Source organism: Streptomyces purpurogeneiscleroticus (assembly GCF_020024005.1).
GTDB lineage: Bacteria > Actinomycetota > Actinomycetes > Streptomycetales > Streptomycetaceae > Streptomyces > Streptomyces purpurogeneiscleroticus.
This window is the reverse complement of record NZ_NHSG01000087.1, coordinates 1-20,224: the sequence shown is the minus strand read 5'-3', so window position 1 is coordinate 20,224 and position 20,224 is coordinate 1. Positions and strand designations below refer to the sequence as shown.

The following is a 20,224-nucleotide window of genomic DNA, read 5'->3' as shown; positions in this document are numbered from 1 at the left end:
GCACCGTCCTTGTAATGGTTCATGGATGTGTCGAGCCCCTGGATGAGATCCTCGGGAGCCCGGCGAGGGGAAGAGTCGAATCCGGATCGTTAACGTCTTCGTGTTTTTGTACGACGAACTTGTGTACGAGGCGTAACGTCGGAGTTTCCTCCTGCGGACTCATAGGGAGACCCAACGGCGCTTACCCGGACCCCGCCGTGTCACACTCGTCGCATGCGCGTGTACCTCGGCTCCGATCATGCCGGTTTCGAACTGAAGAACCACCTCGTCGAGTGGCTGAAGGCCAATGGCCATGAGCCCGTCGACTGTGGCCCGCACATCTACGACGCCCAGGACGACTACCCGCCGTTCTGCCTCCGGGCCGCGGAGAAGACCGCCGCCGACCCGGACGCGCTCGGTGTCGTGATCGGCGGCTCGGGCAACGGCGAGCAGATCGCCGCCAACAAGGTCAAGGGCGTACGGGCCGTGCTGGCCTGGAGCGAGGAGACCGCCAAGCTCGGGCGCGAGCACAACAACGCCAACGTGATCTCCGTCGGCGGGCGGATGCACACCCAGGACGAGGCCACCAAGTTCATCGAGGCGTTCCTCGCCACGCCGTACAGCAACGAGGAGCGGCACACCCGCCGCATCGAGATGCTCTCGACGTACGAGACCACGGGCGAGCTGCCCGCGATCCCGGCGCACCACCCCCAGCAGGGCTGACCGGGGCAGGCTGATTCCTCGATGCCCGAGGGGCACACGATCCACCGGCTGGCCGCCGACCACTTCGAGAGGTTCGGCGGCCGGGCCGTGCGTGCGGCCAGCCCGCAGGGCAAGTTCGCCGACGGCGCCGCGCTGGTCGACGGGCAGGTCCTGGAGGCCGCAGAGGCGCACGGCAAGCACCTCTTCCTGGGCTTCGCCGCGACCGGCTGGGTCCACATCCACCTCGGGCTGTTCGGCAAGCTCGGCTTCGGCACGGCACCGGCGCCGCCGCCCACCGACACGGTGCGGCTGCGGCTGCTGAACGAGCGGTACTACGCCGATCTCCGCGGGCCCACGGCCTGCGCGCTGGTCACCGACGCCGACAAGCAGGCGATACACGACCGGCTCGGCCCCGACCCGCTGCGCGCCGACGACGACGGGGAGCGGGCCTGGCGGCGGATCTCCCGCAGCCGTACGTCGGTGGCCGCGCTGCTGATGGACCAGAAGGTCATCGCCGGCGTCGGCAACGTCTACCGTGCCGAGGTCCTCTTCCGGCACGGAATCGACCCGTACCGCCTCGGCCGCGATCTGACGCGCTCCGAATGGGACGCGATCTGGTCGGACCTGGTCGTCCTCATGCGCGAGGGCGTCCGCAACAACCGCATCGACACGGTGCGTCCGGAACACGAGCCCGAGGCCATGGGCCGGCCGCCGCGCGTGGACGACCACGGCGGCGAGGTGTACGTGTACCGCCGCGCGCAGCAGCCGTGTCATCTCTGCGGCACGGGTGTCCGCGTCGCAGAGCTGGCCGGGCGGAACCTTTTCTGGTGCCCGCAGTGCCAGACCCGCTGACGCGTTTTGCCGGGCGCAAGCCCGGGCGTCAGAACCCGTGCGGCAGCCACGGCGCCACGTCGGAGCCGAAGGCTCCGGACGCCTCGGCCAGCGCTCCGGGGCGCAGCTCCCGCACGCGGCCGGCCGCCGCCAGTGCACTCAGCCGCACATCGCCCAAATAGGCCGCCGCCACGTCCCGTACGGACAGCGCCAGATCCGCCGCGTCCGTCGTCCGCTCGCAGGACGCCCCCTTCGTGTCGCCGGACAGCCGCCACCGCCCCTGGTTCCACGGGCAGAACGTGTCCTCCACATCCAGGACGACGTCCACCGGTGCCGCGTACGTACGCCCCGAGAGCGCGGCGCCCAGCTCCACCGGGCGCAGGAACAGCCCGTCCCGCACCCGCAGCTCGCACCGTCGCAGGTCGGAGACCATGTGCAGCAGCGGTTCGTCGACCGGTCGGTTGTGGCTGACCAGGGCGGACGTCAGGTCGATGTCGAGCAGATAGCGCCACAGGGCCGCGCGCACCACCGGGTCCAGCGCCTCGATGTCCCGCAGCTTGACCGTGCCGTCCGGGCCGCGATGGCTCCAGTCCGCCTTGACCGCGTACCGCGCGTACCCGCGCACCTCACCGGCCACCTCCGCCAGCACGCAGAGCAGCTCCCCCGCGCCCTCCCGGTCGGCGGGCGGGTCCAGCAGCGGCAGCCGTTCCCAGCCGGGCTGCCGGGCGAGCATCCCGGGGCGCTCCGCGGCCACCGCCGCGTACACCCGTTCGCAGTCGGCCACCGCCTCGGCGGGCGGCACGATGCGCAGCCGTACGCCGTCCGTGCCGTCCGGGAGCGTCAGCGCGACCCGTTTCGTCTCCACCCGCAGCGTGGCCTGACGGGTGGCCATGCCGTACCCGAACCGGCCGTAGATCACCGGCTCGGACGCGGTCAGTACGGCGAGCGGCTCCTCCCGGTGGCGTACGTCGGCGAGCTGCTGCCGCATCATCTCCCTCAGCAGCCCCCGCCGCCGGTGCGTCGGCTGCACGCTGACCATCGTGACGCCGGCCGCGGGCAGCAGCGCCCCGCCCGGCACGTTCATCCGGAAGGAGAACGCGCCCGCCGTGCCCACCACCTCGGACCCGTCCCACACCCCGATCGACCGGTCCACCTCGGTGAGGTCCCGGTACAGCCCGCGCTCCTCGGGAGACTCGGGCGTGCCCCCGAAGGCGCGCTCCAACTTGCCGTACCAGCCGTCCCATTCGGCCGCGCGCAGCGTCCGTAGCTCTGTCGTCATACGCCATGCGTAGCAGGCGCCGACTCGCGGACGCGACTGGATTTCGAACACATTTTCCTGGCAATTGCCCTTGGCGGTGTGCCGCGAATCGACGCGCCGCCAAAGGGGTGGATATGGTCTCGGGGCAATGGCGAGCGGCGCGGCAGCGGAGACCCTGACGGCCCGGGTGCGCAAGGCGATGCACCGGGCTCGCATCGGCGTGCGCAAAGGCATGGTCGACTACTTCCGCGGCGACGGCTCCGACTGGGTCGCACTGGCCGCCCTGCTGATCTCCGTACCGGCCATCATGGGCGGCACCGTCTGGCACCCCGACTGGATCGCCCCGGCGGCCCTGGTCCTGCCCATCGTCGCGGGCGGCCTGCTGCTGCGCCCCTCCAGCCTGCTGGCCCTGTACGGCACGGCGGCGGTGGCCCTGATCGTGGAGGCCGCGGTCCTCGGCCCGTACGAGCAGGGCCCGAACCGCATCACACCCGGCACGGTCCTGGTCGTCGCCGCGGTGGGTCTCTTCGGGCTGCTGATCGCACAGTTCCGCAGCCGGGTGGGGGTGCCGTGGCGGCGCGGCGGCACCATGCTCTTCGACCTGCGCGAACGTATCCGCGTCCAGAGCGCGCTGCCGGAGCTGCCGCCCGGCTGGCACCGCGAGATGTCGCTGCGCCCGGCGGGCGGCCAGTCCTTCTCCGGCGACTTCGTCGTCGCCTCCCGCACCCACGGCGGCCACATCCTGGAGGTCGTCCTCACGGACGTCTCCGGCAAGGGCATGGACGCCGCGTCCCGCGCGCTGCTGCTGTCCGGCGCGTTCGGCGGCCTGCTCGGCTCGCTGCCGCCGCACGGCTTCCTCCCCGCGGCCAACGGCTATCTGCTCCGCCAGGACTGGAGCGAGGGCTTCGCGACCGCCATCCACCTCGTACTGGACCTGGAGTCCGGGGACTACGAGCTGTTCTCCGCCGGACATCCGCCGGCCCTCCAGCTCAGCGCGGGCAGCGGCCGCTGGGAGGAGAAGGCGGCCGAAGGCCCGCTGCTCGGCATCATGGACGGCGCCCACTTCGACCCGATCAAGGGCACGCTGCGCCCGGGCGATGTGCTGATGCTCTTCACGGACGGGCTGGTCGAGGCGTCCGACCGGGACATCGCCGAGGGCATCGACCGGCTCACCGGCGAGGCCGACCGCTATGTGACGGCTGGCTTCGCCGGTGCCGCCTGGCATCTGATCGAGGCGGTCGCCAAGGACGTGCACGACGACCGCGCGCTGCTGCTGATCTGCCGGGACTGACGGCCCTCGGGTGCGGGCCCGGCGCGGGCCCGCACCGCGGTCAGGCGCTCCGCCCGGCCCCCACCGGCTCCGCCTCCGCCGGCGCCTCCGCGTCCTGGTGCGCCGCGCGCCCCGGCAGGATGCGCGCCAGCCAGTTCGCGCGCCCCGCGGCGAGCGGCCCCAGTACCGCCAGGATCAGCACGTACCCCGCGATGAACGGCGACAGCCGGTCGTCCAGCCCCGCCGTCGCGGCCATCGTCGCGAGGATCAGCGCGAACTCGCCGCGGGCCAGCAGCGAGGTCGCGACGTTCGCCGAGGGTCGCGGGCCGAAGCGGTAGAGACGGCCGACGACGATCCCCGCGAGGACGTTCATCGCCAGCGTCACCGCGACCGCCGCCAGGACGGGCCACAGCACCGTCGGCAGGTCGCCCGGGGCGATGGACAGCCCGAAGGCGAAGAAGAAGATCGCGCCGAACGCGTCCCGCAGCGGATGCACCAGCTCCCGTATGCGCGCGCCGGAGCTCGTGCTGCCGAGCATCAGGCCCACCATGAACGCGCCGATCGCGTCGGCCACGCCGAACCACTCCGAGACCCCGGCCACCAGGACGGCCGCGCCGAGGAAGGAGATGACCAGGAGTTCGTTGTCGCGGGTGGCGATCAGGCGGCCGATCAGCTTCGTGCCCCAGCGGGCCGCCGCCGCGAGCAGCAGCAGGAAGCCGAACGCCTTGCCGGCGTCCCCGGCCGCGGCGGCCATCGAGTCGGCGCCGGAGATCACCGGCTGCAGGGCCGCGAGGTAGAGCGCGAGGAAGATGTCCTCGACCACGATGATGCCGAGGATCGGGCGGGTCTCCGGGTTGCCGAGCCGGCCCAGGTCGACCAGGACCTTGGTGACGATCGCCGAGGACGAGATGCCGAGGACACCGGCCAGTACCAGCGCCTCCGCCGTGCCCCAGCCGAGCGCGAAGCCGAAGCCGAGGCCCGCGCCGACGTTCAGCGCGAGATACGCGCCGCCCGCCAGGGCCATCTTGCGGCCGCCGGTCCTGAGGTCGTCCATGTGGAACTCGAGGCCCAGGTAGAAGAGCAGCAGCACCAGGCCGAGCAGGGAGAGCATCTCCAGGTCGTGCGGGTCGGCGACCAGGACGAGCCCTGGGGTGTTCGGGCCGAGGAGGATTCCGGCCAGTATGAACAGGGGGATGGTCGGCAGGCCGATGCGGTTGCCGACGCGGGCGAGAACGGCGGCGGCCAGAAAGGCGCCGCCCATGGCGATGAGGGTCTCCGTGTGTCCGATGGCTCCTCCAGAGTTCGGGTGGGGCTCGGGCAAGGACAATGGTCAAGAGAAGGTCAAGAGAGCGTATGTAATTAGTTTACCAAACGACTTCTGGAGGGGCTCCGGACCGCTCGGAAGCCGCCGGAACGCAAAAGGTGCGGGAGCGGCATCACTGCCGCTCCCGCACCTTGAGAGCCCGTACCGGGCGCCGGTTACGCCGCCGTGTCGGCGGCCCCGCGCGCCCGCGCCGTCTCCGCCGGATCCTTCTTGAACGCCCAGGCCATCCTCGGCTCCATCGCCCACCGGAAGGCCCGCTGCACCGGCGGCGTGCACAGCGCGGTGACCACGGCCCCCGCGATGACCGTCACGGCGATCTCACCCAGCGGCGTGTGCAGCCACTGGTAGTCGTCGAACCAGCCCCAGAAGCGCGAGCCCTTCGCCAGGAAGCCGTGCAGCAGATAGCCGTACAGCGTGCCGGCGCCCAGCACCGTGAACCACATCTGCCGCTTCGGCACCCACGCGAAGAAGCAGGTCACCAGCACCGCCGAGCAGCCGAAGAGGGCCAGCGTCATCACCAGGCCCGACCACCAGGGCGCGCCCAGCTCCTGCGCGCTGTCGCGGTGGTAGAACCACGCCGAGGTCATCCGGGGCCCGGCCCAGTACGCCATCACCAGCGCCGACGCGAAGATCGGCAGCGAGGCCCACTTCACCGCGCGGCGCTGCGCCCACTGGAAGTGCTCGGGCTTCATGAAGAGCCCGATGACGAAGAACGGCAGGAACTGCAGGACGCGCTGGAGGTCCAGGTCGTCGCCGATGTCCGGCGAGACCGACGCCAGCATCGCGATGACCAGGGCCAGCGGGACGGGCCAGCGCACGATCTTCCACAGCGGCGTGGTGAGCCGCCAGATGAACAGCGCGACCAGGAACCAGGTCAGGAACCACGGGTCGAGCAGGCTGATCGGGTGGCCCGGATCGTCGTCGGCCCAGCGCTTGAAGAAGCTGTAGGCGACCTCGAAGAGGATGTACGGCACGGCGACGCCGGTGATCAGCCGCTGCAGCCGGTCCTTGCGCATGTCGAAACTGCGCGAGAAGTAGCCGGAGATGATGATGAACGCCGGCATGTGAAACGTGTAGACGACCATGTAGAGCGCTTCGGCGGCGCGACTGCCGTCGGTCAGCGGCTCCCAGGCGTGCCCCATCGCGACCAGCACGATCGCCAGGTACTTGGCGTTGTCGAAGAAAGGATCACGGGCCTTCTTCTGCGCTGCGGCAGGACCGGCCGGCTTCCCGGCCGGCGCCCCAGGAGTGGACGGCTTCTCGGCCGGGGGTGCGGCCGTGGCGGTCGATTCCTTGGCCGGGGGGAGCGGGCTTCGCTGATCGCCGTGGAACATCTGAGGCACCTTAGTGGCGAACCGGAGAGTGCGTAAAACCGACTTCTTATTTCTCGGCTATTTCTGCAGCTACCCGCGGAGATGATGGGTAGGCGAGAAGATCCGGCCGTTCTTGTCCCGGTCGGCCGCGGGCTGCCGAGCGCCCGTTCTGTACGGAATCATCCCGACTAATCGGGGCATAGGCGGCGCGAGCGGCCCGGAGGGTATGTCCTACTCTGCGGTGGTCCGTTCGAGTGGCGCGGCTCACGAAATCATGTTCCCGGAATTCGAATTCGCGGACGTGAGAGGGGTATACGCGCGACAGCGGAATCCCGCCCCACGGAAATGATCAGGCCGAATCGGAGGTCGCCGCGGGGCAGCTTCATTGCCCTGCGCGGGCCGGTGCCGGAGCGCTGACCGCAAGGCACAGGGGCACGGGAAGTGCGTAAACCCTTGGCCGATGATTCGTCACTCGTCTCCACCGGGAAGACAGTTGGTGGCACGATGGGTGCCGGCGGGGGTGTGCACGGCTGCATGCTTCCAGGGCCGGTGTGGCATTCCGACCAAGGGGTTGATCAGTTGTGGAACTTTCGCTGTCTGTAGTGGTACTGCTGGCGATCATCCTCATTGTGCTGCTGCGCAACAAGACGCTGAAGTGGGGGCCGGCGATCGTCGCGATCCTCTTCGGCTTCTTCCTCGCGTCCACCGGTATCGCCCCGTCCGTGAACCGGTTCTTCGTCTCCGTGGCGGACACGATCAACAACATATCCTTCTGACCGGCGCGTACCACGGCACCGGACCGGCTCCCCGCGGCCCGGCGCCGCCCGCTCCGCAAGCGCGCCGCTCGGCGCCCGCAGCGCGTCGCTCAGCGTCCGCCGCGGCCCAGCGCGTCCCGTACGGACTCCTCACTGCGGCCCACCACGGCACTGCCGTCGTCCGCGGTGATGATCGGCCGCTGGATGAGCTTCGGGTGCGCGGCCAGCGCCTCGATCCAGCGCTCCCGCGCGTCCGCCGTCCGCTCCCAGTCCTTCAGGCCCAGCTCCTTGGCCGCGGCCTCCTGCGTGCGCGTGATGTCCCACGGCTCCAGCCCGAGCCGCTCCAGCACGGTCCGCAGCTCCGCCGCGCTCGGCGGGTCCTCCAGGTAACGGCGCACGGTGTACTGCGCGCCCTCCTCGTCCAGCAGCTCCACGGCGGACCGGCACTTCGAACACGCGGGGTTCACCCAGATCTCCATGCGCGCAGCCTAGCCAGCCGGTCGCCCGCGTACGCCCCCTGAACGGCCCGGCGCCGCGTGCGCCCGGATACGCCGAAGGCCCGGCCGCGCTGTCCTGCGCGCGGCCGGGCCTTCGGTCCTGGAGCGGGCGACGGGAATCGAACCCGCGTAGCTAGTTTGGAAGACTAGGGCTCTACCATTGAGCTACGCCCGCATGCGCCGTGGACCGTCGAGCGGCCTCCGGCACGGTGAGCATTGTAGCGGGTCGGGGCGGTCCGCCGCACACCCCACTCGTCCCTCGGATAACTGGCAGCCGCATGGCCTGCGGCCATGTACCCTACGTGTCGCACCGACGGGGTGTGGCGCAGCTTGGTAGCGCGTCCGCTTTGGGAGCGGAAGGTCGTCGGTTCGAATCCGGCCACCCCGACCATCATGCGGCTTTCCAGCCATCCTCATGATCGCATCACCAGCCCTTGCCCGGCCTGCCCGGACAGGCGTCCCCAAGATCGCATTGTGGGGCGCGTCGTGCTTGCGGTTACTATGCAAGCTGCGCGTCCGTGTGCCCTCTTTTTCAGGTCTACCGGGCGCGGTCCGCCGGGCCCGATACGCCACGCGCGTCTCGAAGGCCGGGGGATCTTCCAGCAGAACCCCAGAAGTCAGCCCCAAGGAGACCGAACCGTGAAGAGCGCCGTGGAGACCCTGAACCCGACCCGGGTTCGGCTCACTGTCGAGGTGCCCTTCGAGGAGCTCAAGCCCAGCCTCGACGCGGCGTACAAGAAGATCAACCAGCAGGTCACGGTGAAGGGCTTCCGCCAGGGCAAGATCCCGGCCCGCGTGATCGACCAGCGGTTCGGCCGCGGTGCGGTGCTGGAGGAGGCCGTCAACGACGCGCTCCCGAAGTTCTACACCGAGGCGGTCAACGAGGGTGAGCTCAACGTCCTCGGCCAGCCCGAGGTGGACATCACCGAGCTGAAGGACGGCGAGCTGCTGGCCTTCACCGCCGAGGTGGACATCCGCCCGGCCCTGGAGATCCCGGACTACTCCGGCATCGAGGTCGAGGTCGACGCCATCGAGGTGTCGGACGAGGACGTCGAGAAGTCGGTCGAGCAGCTCCGTGAGCGCTTCGCCTCCACCTCCGTCGTCGAGCGCGCCGCCGCCGAGGGCGACGTCGTGACGATCGACCTGCAGGCCAAGGTCGACGGCGAGGTCCTGGAGGACGGCGTCGCCGAGGGCGTCAGCTACACCATCGGCTCCGGCGAGCTGCTGGACGGCATCGACGAGGCCGTCACCGGCCTGGAGGCCGGCGGCGAGGCCACCTTCACCTCCGAGCTCAAGGGCGGCTCCGCCGCGGGCAAGGAGTCCGAGGTCACGGTCAAGGTGACCGAGGTCAAGGCCAAGGAACTGCCCGCGCTGGACGACGACTTCGCGCAGCTGGCGAGCGAGTTCGACACCCTTGACGAGCTCAAGGACGACAGCCGCAAGCGCCTCGCGCAGATGAAGAAGTACGACCAGGCCACCCAGGCCCAGGAGAAGGTCCTGGAGGAGCTGCTCGAGCTCGTCGAGGTCCCGATCCCCGAGAAGCTGCTCGCGGACGAGATCGAGACCCGCAAGCACAACCTCGTGAACCACCAGCTCGGCCAGATGGGCCTCGACCTCGCCAAGTACCTGGAGATCCAGGGCAAGACCGAGGAAGAGTTCGACGCCGAGACCAAGGAGCAGGCCGAGAAGGGCATCAAGACCCAGTTCGTCCTCGACGAGCTGGTCAACAAGGAGAAGCTGAACGTCAGCCAGGAGGAGCTCACCGAGCACCTCATGCGCCGCGCGCAGTCCTCCGGCATGTCCCCCGACCAGTTCGCGCAGGCCGTCGTCGAGGGCGGCCAGGTGCCGATGCTCGTCGGCGAGGTCGCCCGCGGCAAGGCCCTCGCGGTCGTCGTCGAGGCCGCCACGGTCAAGGACACCAACGGTGAGGTCGTCGACCTGGACGACGAGGACGAGACCGCCGAGACCGTCGAGGCCGTCGAGAACGCCACCGCCGAGGCCGCCGAGGCCAAGGACGAGCAGGCCGAGGACGAGGCCAAGTAAGTCCCCCGGCCGGTTCCGACCGGCCCAGGCGGCTCCCGCAGCCGCCGCAGCACGTCGGCGTACGGGCCCGGACACGCACACGCGCGTGTCCGGGCCCGTCGTGTACCGGCGTGTCCCCCCGGCCCCGGGAGCCCCCGGGCACCTGCGCTCAGAGCGAACAGTTCTCGATGCGGGATGGCGCCCGCCGACCAGCGCGTTAGGGTCCGTAGATACGTGGGCAGGGGACTTTCCGACACCGCGCCGGGGCACCAACACGGCGCCGGGTCCCGCGCCCCAGACGACGACGCTGAGACGGTCCTGAAAAGCCGTCCGACAACGAGCAGGTGGACACGTGACGATCCCGATGCCTTCCGCCGCCGCTGAGCCGACCTTCGGTGGCCTCGGCGACCAGGTCTACAACCGGCTGCTCGGCGAGCGGATCATCTTCCTCGGCCAGCCGGTCGACGACGACATCGCCAACAAGATCACCGCGCAGCTGCTCCTCCTGGCCGCCGAGCCGGAGAAGGACATCTACCTCTACATCAACTCCCCGGGCGGCTCGATCTCGGCCGGCATGGCGATCTACGACACCATGCAGTACATCAAGAACGACGTGGTCACGATCGCCATGGGCCTCGCGGCCTCGATGGGCCAGTTCCTGCTGAGCGCCGGCACCCCGGGCAAGCGCTTCGCGCTGCCGAACGCCGAGATCCTCATCCACCAGCCCTCCGCGGGCCTGGCGGGCTCCGCGTCGGACATCAAGATCCACGCCGAGCGGCTGCTGCACACCAAGAAGCGGATGGCGGAGCTGACCGCCTTCCACACCGGCCAGACCGTCGAGCAGATCACCCGCGACTCCGACCGCGACCGCTGGTTCTCGGCCGACGAGGCCAAGGCGTACGGCCTCATCGACGACGTCATGGGCTCCGCCGCCGGCGTCCCGGGCGGGGGCGGCACCGGCGCCTGACGGCCCGGTCCACTCACCCCGCAGCCGACCCCAGCCCACTTGATCGCCACCAGGACGGTGAACACCCAGATGAACAACTTCTCCGGCAGCGGCCTGTACGAGGGCCCTCAGGCCGAGTCGCGCTACATCGTTCCGCGCTTCGTCGAGCGCACCTCGCAGGGCGTCCGGGAGTACGACCCGTACGCGAAGCTCTTCGAGGAGCGCGTGATCTTCCTCGGCGTGCAGATCGACGACGCGTCCGCCAACGACGTCATGGCGCAGCTGCTGTGCCTGGAGTCGATGGACCCCGACCGCGACATCTCCATTTACATCAACTCGCCCGGCGGCTCCTTCACGGCGCTCACCGCGATCTACGACACGATGCAGTTCGTGAAGCCGGACATCCAGACCGTGTGCATGGGCCAGGCGGCCTCCGCCGCCGCCGTGCTGCTCGCGGCCGGCACCCCCGGCAAGCGGATGGCGCTGCCCAACGCCCGCATCCTGATCCACCAGCCGTACAGCGAGACGGGCCGCGGTCAGGTCTCCGACCTGGAGATCGCCGCCAACGAGATTCTGCGCATGCGCACCCAGCTGGAGGAGATGCTGGCCAAGCACTCCACCACGCCGATCGAGAAGATCCGCGACGACATTGAGCGCGACAAGATTCTTACGGCCGAGGAGTCCCTCGCGTACGGTCTTGTGGACCAGATCGTGTCGACCCGGAAGAGTTCCGTTTCGGTTTGACCGTTCGATTGATCGCGCTGGTCGCGACTTGAGCCGGAGTGGCTCCCCCTTGTACCGAGTCGGCCGAGTCGGTTCAAGGGGGGCCGCAGCGGGGGCCCGGCAAGGTACCGTCGATAGGCAAGCACCCGGGTCCGTAGGAGCAATGCGGATCCCAGGCGAAGGGGAAGCACCTCGTGGCACGCATCGGTGACGGCGGCGACCTGCTCAAGTGCTCGTTCTGCGGGAAGAGCCAGAAGCAGGTGAAGAAGCTCATCGCGGGTCCTGGTGTGTACATCTGCGACGAGTGCATCGACCTCTGCAACGAAATCATCGAGGAGGAGCTCGCCGAGACCTCCGAGGTGCGTTGGGAGGAACTGCCCAAGCCCCGGGAGATCTACGAGTTCCTGGAGGGCTACGTCGTAGGCCAGGAGGCCGCCAAGAAGGCGCTCTCGGTCGCCGTCTACAACCACTACAAGCGGGTGCAGGCGGGCGAGAACGGCGGAGCGCGCGGCAACGACGAGGGCATCGAGCTGTCCAAGTCCAACATCCTGCTGCTCGGCCCGACCGGCTCCGGCAAGACGCTGCTCGCGCAGACGCTCGCCCGGATGCTGAACGTCCCGTTCGCCATCGCCGACGCGACGGCGCTGACGGAGGCGGGGTACGTCGGCGAGGACGTGGAGAACATCCTCCTCAAGCTCATCCAGGCCGCCGACTACGACGTCAAGAAGGCCGAGACGGGCATCATCTACATCGACGAGATCGACAAGGTCGCCCGCAAGAGCGAGAACCCGTCGATCACTCGCGATGTCTCCGGCGAGGGCGTCCAGCAGGCCCTGCTGAAGATCCTGGAGGGCACCACCGCCTCGGTCCCGCCGCAGGGCGGCCGCAAGCACCCGCACCAGGAATTCATCCAGATCGACACGACGAACGTGCTGTTCATCGTGGGCGGCGCGTTCGCGGGCCTGGAGAAGATCATTGAGTCCCGGGCCGGCGCCAAGGGCATCGGCTTCGGCGCAACGATCCGCTCCAAGCGCGAGATCGAGTCCAAGGACCAGTTCCAGGAGGTCATGCCGGAGGACCTGGTGAAGTTCGGGATGATCCCCGAGTTCATCGGCCGCCTCCCCGTGATCACCTCGGTGCACAACCTCGACCGCGAGGCGCTCCTGCAGATCCTGATGGAGCCGAAGAACGCGCTGGTCAAGCAGTACCAGCGGCTCTTCGAACTGGACGGGGTCGAGCTCGACTTCGACCGCCCGGCGCTGGAGGCCATCGCCGACCAGGCGATCCTGCGCGGCACGGGCGCCCGTGGTCTGCGCGCGATCATGGAGGAGGTGCTCCAGTCGGTGATGTACGAGGTGCCGTCCCGCAAGGACGTCGCCCGCGTCGTCATCACCGAGGAGGCCGTTCACTCGAACGTGAACCCGACGCTGGTCCCGCGCAACCGCGGCGGCGAGTCGGGCGAGCACCACGAGAAGAGCGCGTAGCCCGCACCGCGGACACACGGAAGGGGGCTCCCGGCACCGGCCGGGAGCCCCCTTTTTCTGTCACGCTCCGTGTCACCGCACCGCGTCACTGCTCCGGGGTGCGGTCCGCGGGGTCACTTCTTCTCGCGGACGTCCTTACGGACCTTGCCGAGCAGGTCGGCGGCGGACTCCAGGTCGCGCGCCGTGTTCTTCTCGCCCGGCATGACGACGCCGAAGGTGCTGTAGTCGGCCCAGGCGCAGATCGGCACCTCCGACACCTCGCCCGGCTTCGGCTCCTTGGCCTTGGCCGTCTGGCACTTCACCAGCGCGCCCTCGCCGCCCTCGGGCGTGAACTCCTCCGGCGTGCCGACCAGCTCGGCGCCGCTGCCGTCCTTGGTGGCCTGCTTCTGCATGTACAGGAAGAAGGCCTCCAGCGCCGTGCCCGGGTCGTCCATCGTGCCGTAGGAGCCCTGCAGCACCAGGCCGTTCTTGGGGTCGAGACCGGGCGCGTAGACGCCCTGTACCGAGGTCGGGTCCTTCATCGGCAGGCTCTTGGCCATGCCGTCCTTGCCGGTGGAGGTCCGCCCCGAGCCCGGCACCAGCTTGTACCCGGCGGCCGTGCCCGGCGTCGTGAGCTTGTGCGGGCCGTCGTTCTCCAGGCCGCCGCCCCCGCCGAACACGGCGATGGCGCCGCCCGCGATGGCGCCCACGACCACGAGCGCGCCGATGATCAGGGCGATCTTCTTGCCGTTGCCGCTGCCGCTGCTGCCCTCGGGCGCAGGCGGCGGGACCTGGCCGTACTGCGGCTGCTGTCCGTAGGGAGCCTGCTGCGGGAACTGGCCCGGCTGCTGCTGACCGTACGGCGCCTGCTGTCCGTAAGGCTGCTGCTGGGGAGCCTGCGGGGGCTGTCCGTACGGTGCCTGGGGCTGACCGCCGTAACCCTGCTGCGGGGGCACCGGGCCGCCCTGCTGCGGGTAGCCGTACCCCGGCTGCGGGCCCTGCGGCGGCTGACCGTACGGCCCCGGCTGCTGCGGCTGCCCGTAAGGGCCGGGTGGCGGCTGGTTGTAGCTCATGGAGCGGTTTCCCCTCGTGACAACAGAACAACGGACAGCTTTATGCGTTGCTCACATCCTGTACGACACCAGGCGTCACCGATGCCCCGGGGGCCAAACCGATTCGAGACTGCGACATGCGCGCCCGTACACTGAGCGTCGTGACCGAGACACCTCAGAAGAGCCCTGCTTCCGGGCCCAACAGCACCCCCGCAGAACTGCCGACCCAGTACGCGCCGGCCGACGTAGAGGGGCCGCTGTACGAGCGCTGGGTAGAGCGCGGCTACTTCGAGGCACACGCGAAGAGCGACAAGCCGGCTCACACGATCGTGATCCCGCCGCCGAACGTCACGGGTTCACTCCACCTCGGCCACGCCTTCCAGCACACGCTGATGGACGCCCTCACCCGCCGCAAGCGCATGCAGGGCTTCGAGGCGCTGTGGCTGCCCGGCATGGACCACGCCGGCATCGCCACCCAGAACAAGGTCGAGCAGCAGCTCGCCGAGGAGGGCAAGTCCCGCCACGACCTCGGCCGCGAGGCGTTCGTCGAGCGCGTCTGGCAGTGGAAGGAAGAGTACGGCGGCAAGATCCTCGGTCAGATGCGCCGCCTCGGCGACGGCGTCGACTGGTCCCGCGAGCGCTTCACGATGGACGAGGGCCTCTCCAAGGCCGTCCAGACCATCTTCAAGCGGCTCTACGACGACGAGCTGATCTACCGCGCCGAGCGCATCATCAACTGGTGCCCGCGCTGCCTGACCGCCATCTCCGACATCGAGGTGGAGTACCAGGAGGACGACGGCGAGCTCGTCTCCATCCAGTACGGCGAGGGCGACGAGACCCTCGTCGTGGCCACCACCCGCGCCGAGACGATGCTCGGTGACACCGCCGTCGCGGTCCACCCCGACGACGAGCGCTACGCCCACCTCGTCGGCAAGCGCATCAAGCTGCCGCTGACCGACCGCACCATCCCCGTCGTCGCGGACACCCACGTCGACCCGGAGTTCGGCACCGGCGCCGTCAAGGTGACCCCCGCCCACGACCCCAACGACTTCGCCATCGGCCAGCGCCACGGCCTGGAGTCGCTGACCGTCATGGACGAGCGCGGCGTGATCACCGTGCACGGCCCCTTCGAGGGCCTGGACCGCTTCGAGGCGCGCTCCACGATCGTCGCCGCACTGCGCGAGCAGGGCCGCATCGTCGCCGAGAAGCGCCCGTACACCCACTCCGTGGGCCACTGCTCGCGCTGCCGCACCACGATCGAGCCGCGGCTGTCGATGCAGTGGTGGGTCAAGGCCGGCCCGCTCGCGCAGGCCGCCGGTGACGCGGTCCGCGACGGCCGCGTGAAGATCCACCCCGAGGACATGTCGAAGCGCTACTTCGACTGGGTCGACAACATGCACGACTGGTGCATCTCGCGCCAGCTGTGGTGGGGCCACCGCATCCCGGTCTGGTTCGGCCCCGAGGGCGAAGTGGTCTGCGTCGGCCCCGACGAGGAGCCGCCGAGCGGCGAGGGCTGGACCCAGGAAACCGACGTCCTGGACACCTGGTTCTCCTCCGGCCTGTGGCCCTTCTCGACCCTGGGCTGGCCCGAGAAGACCCCGGACCTGGAGAAGTTCTACTCCACCGACGTGCTGGTCACCGGCCACGACATCATCTTCTTCTGGGTCGCCCGGATGATGATGTTCGGCCTGTACGCGATGGACGGCGAGGTGCCGTTCAAGACCATCGCGCTGACCGGCCTGGTCCGCGACGAGCGCGGCAAGAAGATGTCGAAGTCCTTCGGCAACGTCGTCGACCCGCTGGACTGGATGAACGAGTACGGCTCCGACGCCGTCCGCTTCACCCTCGCCCGCGGCGCCAACCCCGGCACGGACGTGCCGATCGGCGAGGACTGGGTCCAGGCGTCCCGGAACTTCGCCAACAAGATCTGGAACGCCACCCGCTTCGCGCTGATGAACGGCGCGACCGTCGAGGGCCCGCTCCCGGACCCGGCCGAGATGTCGGCCACGGACCGCTGGATCCTCTCCCGGCTGAACGCCACGGTCGCCGACGTCGACGCGTACTACGACGACTTCCAGTTCGCGAAGCTCTCCGACGCGCTCTACCACTTCGCGTGGGACGAGGTCTTCGACTGGTACGTCGAGCTGTCCAAGACCACCTTCATGGGCGGCGGCGACGCGGCCAAGGTCTCGGCCCGCGTCCTCGGCGAGGTCCTCGACGTCACCCTCCGCCTGCTCCACCCGATCGTGCCCTTCGTCACCGAAGCGCTGTGGACCACGCTCACCGGCAAGGAGTCCGTCGTCGTCGCCGACTGGCCGAAGGACAGCGGCTTCCGCGACCAGGGCGCCGAGAAGGAGATCGAGACGGTCCAGCAGGTCGTCACCGAGGTCCGCCGCTTCCGCTCCGACCAGGGCCTCCAGCCCGGCCAGCGGGTCCCGGCCCAGCTCGACCTCGCGGGCACGGCACTCGCCGCGCACGAGGCCGCGATGCGCTCGCTGCTCCGCCTGCAGCCCGCCGGCGACGACTTCGCCGCCACCGCCTCGCTGCCCGTGGCCGGCGCGACCGTCGCCCTCGACCTCTCCGGCGCGATCGACATCGAGGCCGAGCGCAAGCGCCTGGCCAAGGACCTCGCCGCCGCCGAGAAGGAGAAGGCACAGGCCACCGGCAAGCTCGGCAACGAAGCGTTCCTCGCCAAGGCCCCCGAGAAGGTCGTGGACAAGATCCGCACCCGCCTCGAGACCGCCGAGGCGGACATCGTCCGCATCACCACCCAGCTGGAGCGCCTGCCGAAGAGCTGACGCCCGGACTGCTGCCGAGGCCCCCGTCCACAGCGGACGGGGGCCTCGCGCATGCCGTTGCGCCGGCACAAAGCGGGCCGATTGTCGGCATACGCGTACCGAATTCTCATCCCGCTCTCATCCGGCCGCGCGACGCTCGAAGCCATGAACAAGCCCCTGCGACGCGTCTCCGTCTTCTGCCTCGCCCTGGTCCTCGCCCTGATGGGCTGGGCCACCTGGATCCAGGGCGCGAAGGCGGACTCCCTCGCGGACGACGACCACAATCCGCGGGTCACCATAGAGAAGTACTCCCGCCCGCTCGGCAACATCCTCGTCGACGGCCACCCGGTCACCGGCTCCGCGCCGACCGACGGCACCCTCGCCTACAAGCGGACCTACACCGACGGCCCCCTGTACGCCCCGCTCACCGGCTACTCCTCCCAGATCTACGGCTCCACCCAGCTGGAAAGCCTCTACGGCGACGTACTCGACGGCTCCGACAGCCGCCTCCAGTCCCCGGTGAACCTGGTCTCCCGCGAGCGCCCCAAGGGCGGCGACATATCGACCACCCTCGACGCCAAGGTCCAGAAGGCCGGCTACGAAGCGCTCGGCAACAAGACCGGCGCCGCCGTCGCCCTCGACCCCGCCACCGGCCGCATCCTCGGCATGGTCTCCACCCCGTCCTACGACCCGGGGAAGTTCGCGGGCCAGTCCACGGCCGACCAGAAGGCGTGGGCCGCGATGACCGGGGACAAGTCCCAACCCCACCTGAACCGCGCCCTGCGCCAGACCTATCCGCCCGGCTCCACCTTCAAGCTGGTCGTCGCCGCCGCCGCGCTGGAGAACGGCCTGTACTCCTCCGTCGACGAACGCACCGACAGCCCCAACCCCTACCGGCTGCCGAACACCCGCACCGACCTGACCAACGAGAACGCCGCCGCACCCTGCGAGAACGCCACGATCCGCACCGCGCTCCAGTACTCCTGCAACAACGTCTTCGGCAAGCTCGCCGCCGACCTGGGCGAGAAGAAGGTCAAGGAGCAGGCGGAGAAGTTCGGCTTCAACGACGCGAAGATCGACGTTCCCGTCCGCGCCGCCAAGAGCATCTACCCCTCCGGCATGGACTCCGCGCAGACCGCACTGTCCGGCATCGGCCAGTTCGACGACCAGGCCACCCCGCTGCAGATGGCCATGGTCGTCTCGGCGATCGCGGGCGACGGCGAGCTGAAGACCCCGTACGAGGTCGACAAGATCACCGACGGCGGCGGCAACACCGTCCAGCAGTACGAGCCCAAGACGTACAAGACCGCGATGTCGAAGCAGAACGCCGAGCAGCTCCAGTCGGCCATGCAGACCGTCGTCGAGAAGGGCACCGGCTCCGGCGCCAAGATCGACGGCCTCACCGTCGGCGGCAAGACCGGCACCGCCCAGCACGGCGTGGACAACAGCGGCATGCCCTACGCCTGGTTCGTCTCCTACGCCGAGGACGCCCAGGGCAACCAGGTCGCCGTGGCGACGGTGGTCGAGGACAGCGACGCGGCACGCAGCGACATCTCCGGCGGGGGACTGGCAGGGCCGGTCGCCAAGGCGATGATGAAGGCCGCGCTGCAATGATCCCTAGCTGCTGGCTGCGGGCAGCCGCTCCGCCCCACCTGCACGCCCGCGCCACAGCACCTGCGCCCCCACAGTGACCACAATGTTCGGTACGAGCGAGAGCAACCCGGCATCGACCGTGCCGATATCCACCCCACCGAACGTCAGCCAGGCCAGCGTCCCGACCCCCGCAACAATGCCCAGCAGCGCGGGCCCGGCCCCCAGCCGGTTACGCCGCGCCAACGCGGCCACCGTCGCGGGGGCGAGCTGCGCCAGCCCCCCATACGTGAGCAACAGCAGATTGGCCAACAGCGCAGGCCGCGCCAGCCCCAGCACCAGCGCCAGCCCGGACGCGAGCAGCACACACACGTGGTTGATCCGCATCGTCGTGCGCTCACTCCGAGCGGGCAGCAGATTGCGCGACACCAGAGTGGAAATCCCGAGCAGCAGCGCCGCCGACGGCACCATCGCCGTCGCCGCCGCGGCCACCGCGACCACACCCACCAGCCAGCCCGGCAGCGCGCCCCCGGCCACCGTGAGCAGCGCCGCCTTGCTGTCCGTACCGGGCTCCAGCGTCAGCGCCCCGGCGAAGCCGACCACGACCGGTATGGCGATGGCGACCTGGTACAGCGGCAGCCAGATGTAATTGCGGCGCAGCGCCCGCGAACTGCTCGCGGAGAGGATCGCCGACCACAGGTGCGGCATCGTGTTCAGCCCCGCGCCGATCGCGCTGATGAGCATCGCGGTGGTGAACCATGTCGCGTCGGTGGCGCCGCCGTGCAGGGTCAGCAGCTCCGGACGGCTCTCCCGTACGGCGCTGAAGAGCCCGCCGAGGCCGCCGTCGAGCCCGATCGGCACGGCGACCAGCAGCACCAGCAGCGCAACGACCATCAGCACATCCTTGAAGTACGCGGCGCGGGCGATACCCCGGAGCCCCGACCACAGGACGAAACCGACGGTGAGCACCGTCGCCAGGATCATCGAGCCGGTCGCGCCCGACTCGCTGCCGGTGGCCAGCTGCACGATCAGCCCGAGCCCGGTGATCTGCAACTGCAGGTACGGCAGCAGGAAAACCGCCCCCACCACCGCGACGACCTTGGCCAGCAGCGGACTGTGGAACCGGTCGGCGAAGAAGTCCGCCTGCGTGAGGTACCCGTTCTCCTTGCCGAGCCTCCACAGCCGCGGCCCGGTCAGGTACTGCCCGATCAGACAGAGGGACAGATATCCCAGCGCATACGTGGCGGCGACCCCGTCACTGAAGGCCAGCCCGGCCAGCCCCAGGAAGCTGAACGTCGTGAACGACTCGCCCGCCTGCAGGAACCACATCGTCACGGCACCGAACCGGCGCCCGCCGACGGCCCATTCGCCCAGGTCGTGCCCGGTGTTGCGGCGACCGGACAGGCCCACCGCGGCGATCGCGAGAATGCCGGCCAGGGTGACCGCCATGGTGGTACTCATGCCGCGGCCTCCTCTTCGGCGTCCTCGGGGTGCGGGGCACGCGCCTCGTACAGGGCGAGCGCGACGGTGGTGCCCACCGTCCACAGCACGCTCCACACCAGGACGGCCGGCAGACCCAGCCACAGCGTGGTCGTGTTGACGAAGGGCAGATACGGGGTGGCGAAGAACCCGGCCGCGGGCACGGCGAGGTACGCCAGATGACGCTGGCTCATGTCGGATCCCGGGGGAGGAGGGGAGGGGAACAGAACAGCGGTGCGGGGA

At 69.7% G+C, this 20,224-nt stretch carries 17 protein-coding genes and 2 tRNA genes; 11 read left to right on the top strand and 8 right to left on the bottom strand.

Annotated features, from left to right (window positions below):
* The first annotated feature begins 213 nt into the window (after positions 1 to 213).
* A complete protein-coding gene (locus CCS38_RS02825) occupies positions 214 to 702 on the top strand; it encodes a ribose-5-phosphate isomerase (RefSeq protein ID WP_030249711.1) in 489 nt (162 codons plus the stop codon).
* Positions 703 to 723: 21 nt separating this feature from the next.
* Positions 724 to 1,533: an Fpg/Nei family DNA glycosylase gene (locus tag CCS38_RS02820; protein WP_223731577.1), complete on the top strand. Its 810-nt coding sequence runs from the start codon at positions 724 to 726 to the stop codon at positions 1,531 to 1,533.
* Positions 1,534 to 1,561: 28 nt separating this feature from the next.
* On the opposite strand, the gene CCS38_RS02815 is transcribed toward CCS38_RS02820, so the two are convergent.
* On the bottom strand, positions 1,562 to 2,791 hold the full coding sequence (locus tag CCS38_RS02815; protein WP_223731576.1) for a GNAT family N-acetyltransferase: 1,230 nt from the start codon (positions 2,789 to 2,791) through the stop codon (positions 1,562 to 1,564).
* A 127-nt stretch (positions 2,792 to 2,918) separates the two neighbouring features.
* On the opposite strand from CCS38_RS02815, the gene CCS38_RS02810 reads away from it, so the two are divergent.
* A complete protein-coding gene (locus CCS38_RS02810) occupies positions 2,919 to 4,061 on the top strand; it encodes a PP2C family protein-serine/threonine phosphatase (protein ID WP_223731575.1) in 1,143 nt (380 codons plus the stop codon).
* 40 nt (positions 4,062 to 4,101) lie between these two features.
* On the opposite strand, the gene CCS38_RS02805 is transcribed toward CCS38_RS02810, so the two are convergent.
* Positions 4,102 to 5,301, bottom strand: a complete 1,200-nt coding sequence (locus tag CCS38_RS02805; protein WP_223731574.1) for a cation:proton antiporter — start codon at positions 5,299 to 5,301, stop codon at positions 4,102 to 4,104.
* Positions 5,302 to 5,519: 218 nt separating this feature from the next.
* Entirely contained in the window at positions 5,520 to 6,698 is a 1,179-nt protein-coding gene (locus CCS38_RS02800) for an acyltransferase family protein (RefSeq protein ID WP_223731573.1), read from the bottom strand.
* 560 nt (positions 6,699 to 7,258) lie between these two features.
* On the opposite strand from CCS38_RS02800, the gene CCS38_RS02795 reads away from it, so the two are divergent.
* The gene (locus tag CCS38_RS02795) at positions 7,259 to 7,453 is read left to right on the top strand and encodes a hypothetical protein (RefSeq protein WP_031062209.1); all 195 of its coding nucleotides are present in this window, start codon (positions 7,259 to 7,261) and stop codon (positions 7,451 to 7,453) included.
* A gap of 89 nt (positions 7,454 to 7,542) precedes the next feature.
* On the opposite strand, the gene CCS38_RS02790 is transcribed toward CCS38_RS02795, so the two are convergent.
* Together CCS38_RS02790 and CCS38_RS02785 are read right to left on the bottom strand one after the other, a co-directional pair.
* A complete protein-coding gene (locus CCS38_RS02790) occupies positions 7,543 to 7,911 on the bottom strand; it encodes an arsenate reductase family protein (RefSeq protein ID WP_223731572.1) in 369 nt (122 codons plus the stop codon).
* Between the two features lie 119 nt (positions 7,912 to 8,030).
* Positions 8,031 to 8,104 (bottom strand) — tRNA-Gly (locus CCS38_RS02785).
* 139 nt (positions 8,105 to 8,243) lie between these two features.
* Here CCS38_RS02785 and CCS38_RS02780 point away from each other — a divergent pair.
* From CCS38_RS02780 to clpX, 5 genes are all read left to right on the top strand, one after another.
* Positions 8,244 to 8,320, top strand: a tRNA-Pro gene (locus tag CCS38_RS02780).
* Positions 8,321 to 8,568: 248 nt separating this feature from the next.
* Entirely contained in the window at positions 8,569 to 9,972 is a 1,404-nt protein-coding gene (gene tig / locus CCS38_RS02775) for a trigger factor (RefSeq protein WP_223731571.1), read from the top strand.
* A gap of 343 nt (positions 9,973 to 10,315) precedes the next feature.
* A complete protein-coding gene (locus tag CCS38_RS02770; RefSeq protein WP_030249688.1) occupies positions 10,316 to 10,918 on the top strand; it encodes an ATP-dependent Clp protease proteolytic subunit in 603 nt (200 codons plus the stop codon).
* A 57-nt stretch (positions 10,919 to 10,975) separates the two neighbouring features.
* A complete protein-coding gene (locus CCS38_RS02765) occupies positions 10,976 to 11,641 on the top strand; it encodes an ATP-dependent Clp protease proteolytic subunit (RefSeq protein WP_037800896.1) in 666 nt (221 codons plus the stop codon).
* 173 nt (positions 11,642 to 11,814) lie between these two features.
* Positions 11,815 to 13,104 carry an ATP-dependent Clp protease ATP-binding subunit ClpX gene (gene clpX, locus CCS38_RS02760; protein WP_030249684.1) on the top strand — a complete coding sequence of 430 codons (1,290 nt, stop codon included), beginning with the start codon at positions 11,815 to 11,817 and terminating at the stop codon, positions 13,102 to 13,104.
* A 113-nt stretch (positions 13,105 to 13,217) separates the two neighbouring features.
* Here the strand turns inward: clpX and CCS38_RS02755 are convergent, their stop codons facing one another.
* On the bottom strand, positions 13,218 to 14,156 hold the full coding sequence (locus tag CCS38_RS02755; protein WP_223731570.1) for a hypothetical protein: 939 nt from the start codon (positions 14,154 to 14,156) through the stop codon (positions 13,218 to 13,220).
* A 140-nt stretch (positions 14,157 to 14,296) separates the two neighbouring features.
* On the opposite strand from CCS38_RS02755, the gene CCS38_RS02750 reads away from it, so the two are divergent.
* Together CCS38_RS02750 and CCS38_RS02745 are read left to right on the top strand one after the other, a co-directional pair.
* Positions 14,297 to 16,933: a valine--tRNA ligase gene (locus tag CCS38_RS02750; RefSeq protein WP_223731569.1), complete on the top strand. Its 2,637-nt coding sequence runs from the start codon at positions 14,297 to 14,299 to the stop codon at positions 16,931 to 16,933.
* 144 nt (positions 16,934 to 17,077) lie between these two features.
* Positions 17,078 to 18,526 (top strand): peptidoglycan D,D-transpeptidase FtsI family protein, encoded by a 1,449-nt coding sequence (locus CCS38_RS02745; protein ID WP_223731568.1) that lies wholly within the window; start codon positions 17,078 to 17,080, stop codon positions 18,524 to 18,526.
* Positions 18,527 to 18,529: 3 nt separating this feature from the next.
* On the opposite strand, the gene CCS38_RS02740 is transcribed toward CCS38_RS02745, so the two are convergent.
* Together CCS38_RS02740 and CCS38_RS02735 are read right to left on the bottom strand one after the other, a co-directional pair.
* Positions 18,530 to 19,963, bottom strand: coding sequence for an SLC5/6 family protein (locus CCS38_RS02740; protein WP_223731567.1), 1,434 nt, complete (start codon positions 19,961 to 19,963; stop codon positions 18,530 to 18,532).
* On the bottom strand, positions 19,960 to 20,175 hold the full coding sequence (locus tag CCS38_RS02735) for a hypothetical protein (protein WP_223731566.1): 216 nt from the start codon (positions 20,173 to 20,175) through the stop codon (positions 19,960 to 19,962). The genes CCS38_RS02740 and CCS38_RS02735 overlap by 4 nt, the downstream gene beginning before the upstream one ends.
* Positions 20,176 to 20,224: the final 49 nt, after the last annotated feature.

What these genes read in the sequence shown, in the direction of transcription:
- CCS38_RS02825 (WP_030249711.1), top strand. Translation starts at nt 214, where the DNA reads ATGCGCGTGTACCTCGGCTCCGATCATGCCGGTTTCGAACTGAAGAAC.
- CCS38_RS02755 (WP_223731570.1), bottom strand. Translation starts at nt 14,156, where the DNA reads ATGAGCTACAACCAGCCGCCACCCGGCCCTTACGGGCAGCCGCAGCAG.
- CCS38_RS02735 (WP_223731566.1), bottom strand. Translation starts at nt 20,175, where the DNA reads ATGAGCCAGCGTCATCTGGCGTACCTCGCCGTGCCCGCGGCCGGGTTC.
- CCS38_RS02820 (WP_223731577.1), top strand. Translation starts at nt 724, where the DNA reads ATGCCCGAGGGGCACACGATCCACCGGCTGGCCGCCGACCACTTCGAG.
- CCS38_RS02770 (WP_030249688.1), top strand. Translation starts at nt 10,316, where the DNA reads ATGCCTTCCGCCGCCGCTGAGCCGACCTTCGGTGGCCTCGGCGACCAG.
- CCS38_RS02810 (WP_223731575.1), top strand. Translation starts at nt 2,919, where the DNA reads ATGGCGAGCGGCGCGGCAGCGGAGACCCTGACGGCCCGGGTGCGCAAG.
- CCS38_RS02800 (WP_223731573.1), bottom strand. Translation starts at nt 6,698, where the DNA reads ATGTTCCACGGCGATCAGCGAAGCCCGCTCCCCCCGGCCAAGGAATCG.
- CCS38_RS02790 (WP_223731572.1), bottom strand. Translation starts at nt 7,911, where the DNA reads ATGGAGATCTGGGTGAACCCCGCGTGTTCGAAGTGCCGGTCCGCCGTG.
- CCS38_RS02745 (WP_223731568.1), top strand. Translation starts at nt 17,078, where the DNA reads ATGAACAAGCCCCTGCGACGCGTCTCCGTCTTCTGCCTCGCCCTGGTC.
- CCS38_RS02815 (WP_223731576.1), bottom strand. Translation starts at nt 2,791, where the DNA reads ATGACGACAGAGCTACGGACGCTGCGCGCGGCCGAATGGGACGGCTGG.
- CCS38_RS02805 (WP_223731574.1), bottom strand. Translation starts at nt 5,301, where the DNA reads ATGGGCGGCGCCTTTCTGGCCGCCGCCGTTCTCGCCCGCGTCGGCAAC.
- CCS38_RS02740 (WP_223731567.1), bottom strand. Translation starts at nt 19,963, where the DNA reads ATGAGTACCACCATGGCGGTCACCCTGGCCGGCATTCTCGCGATCGCC.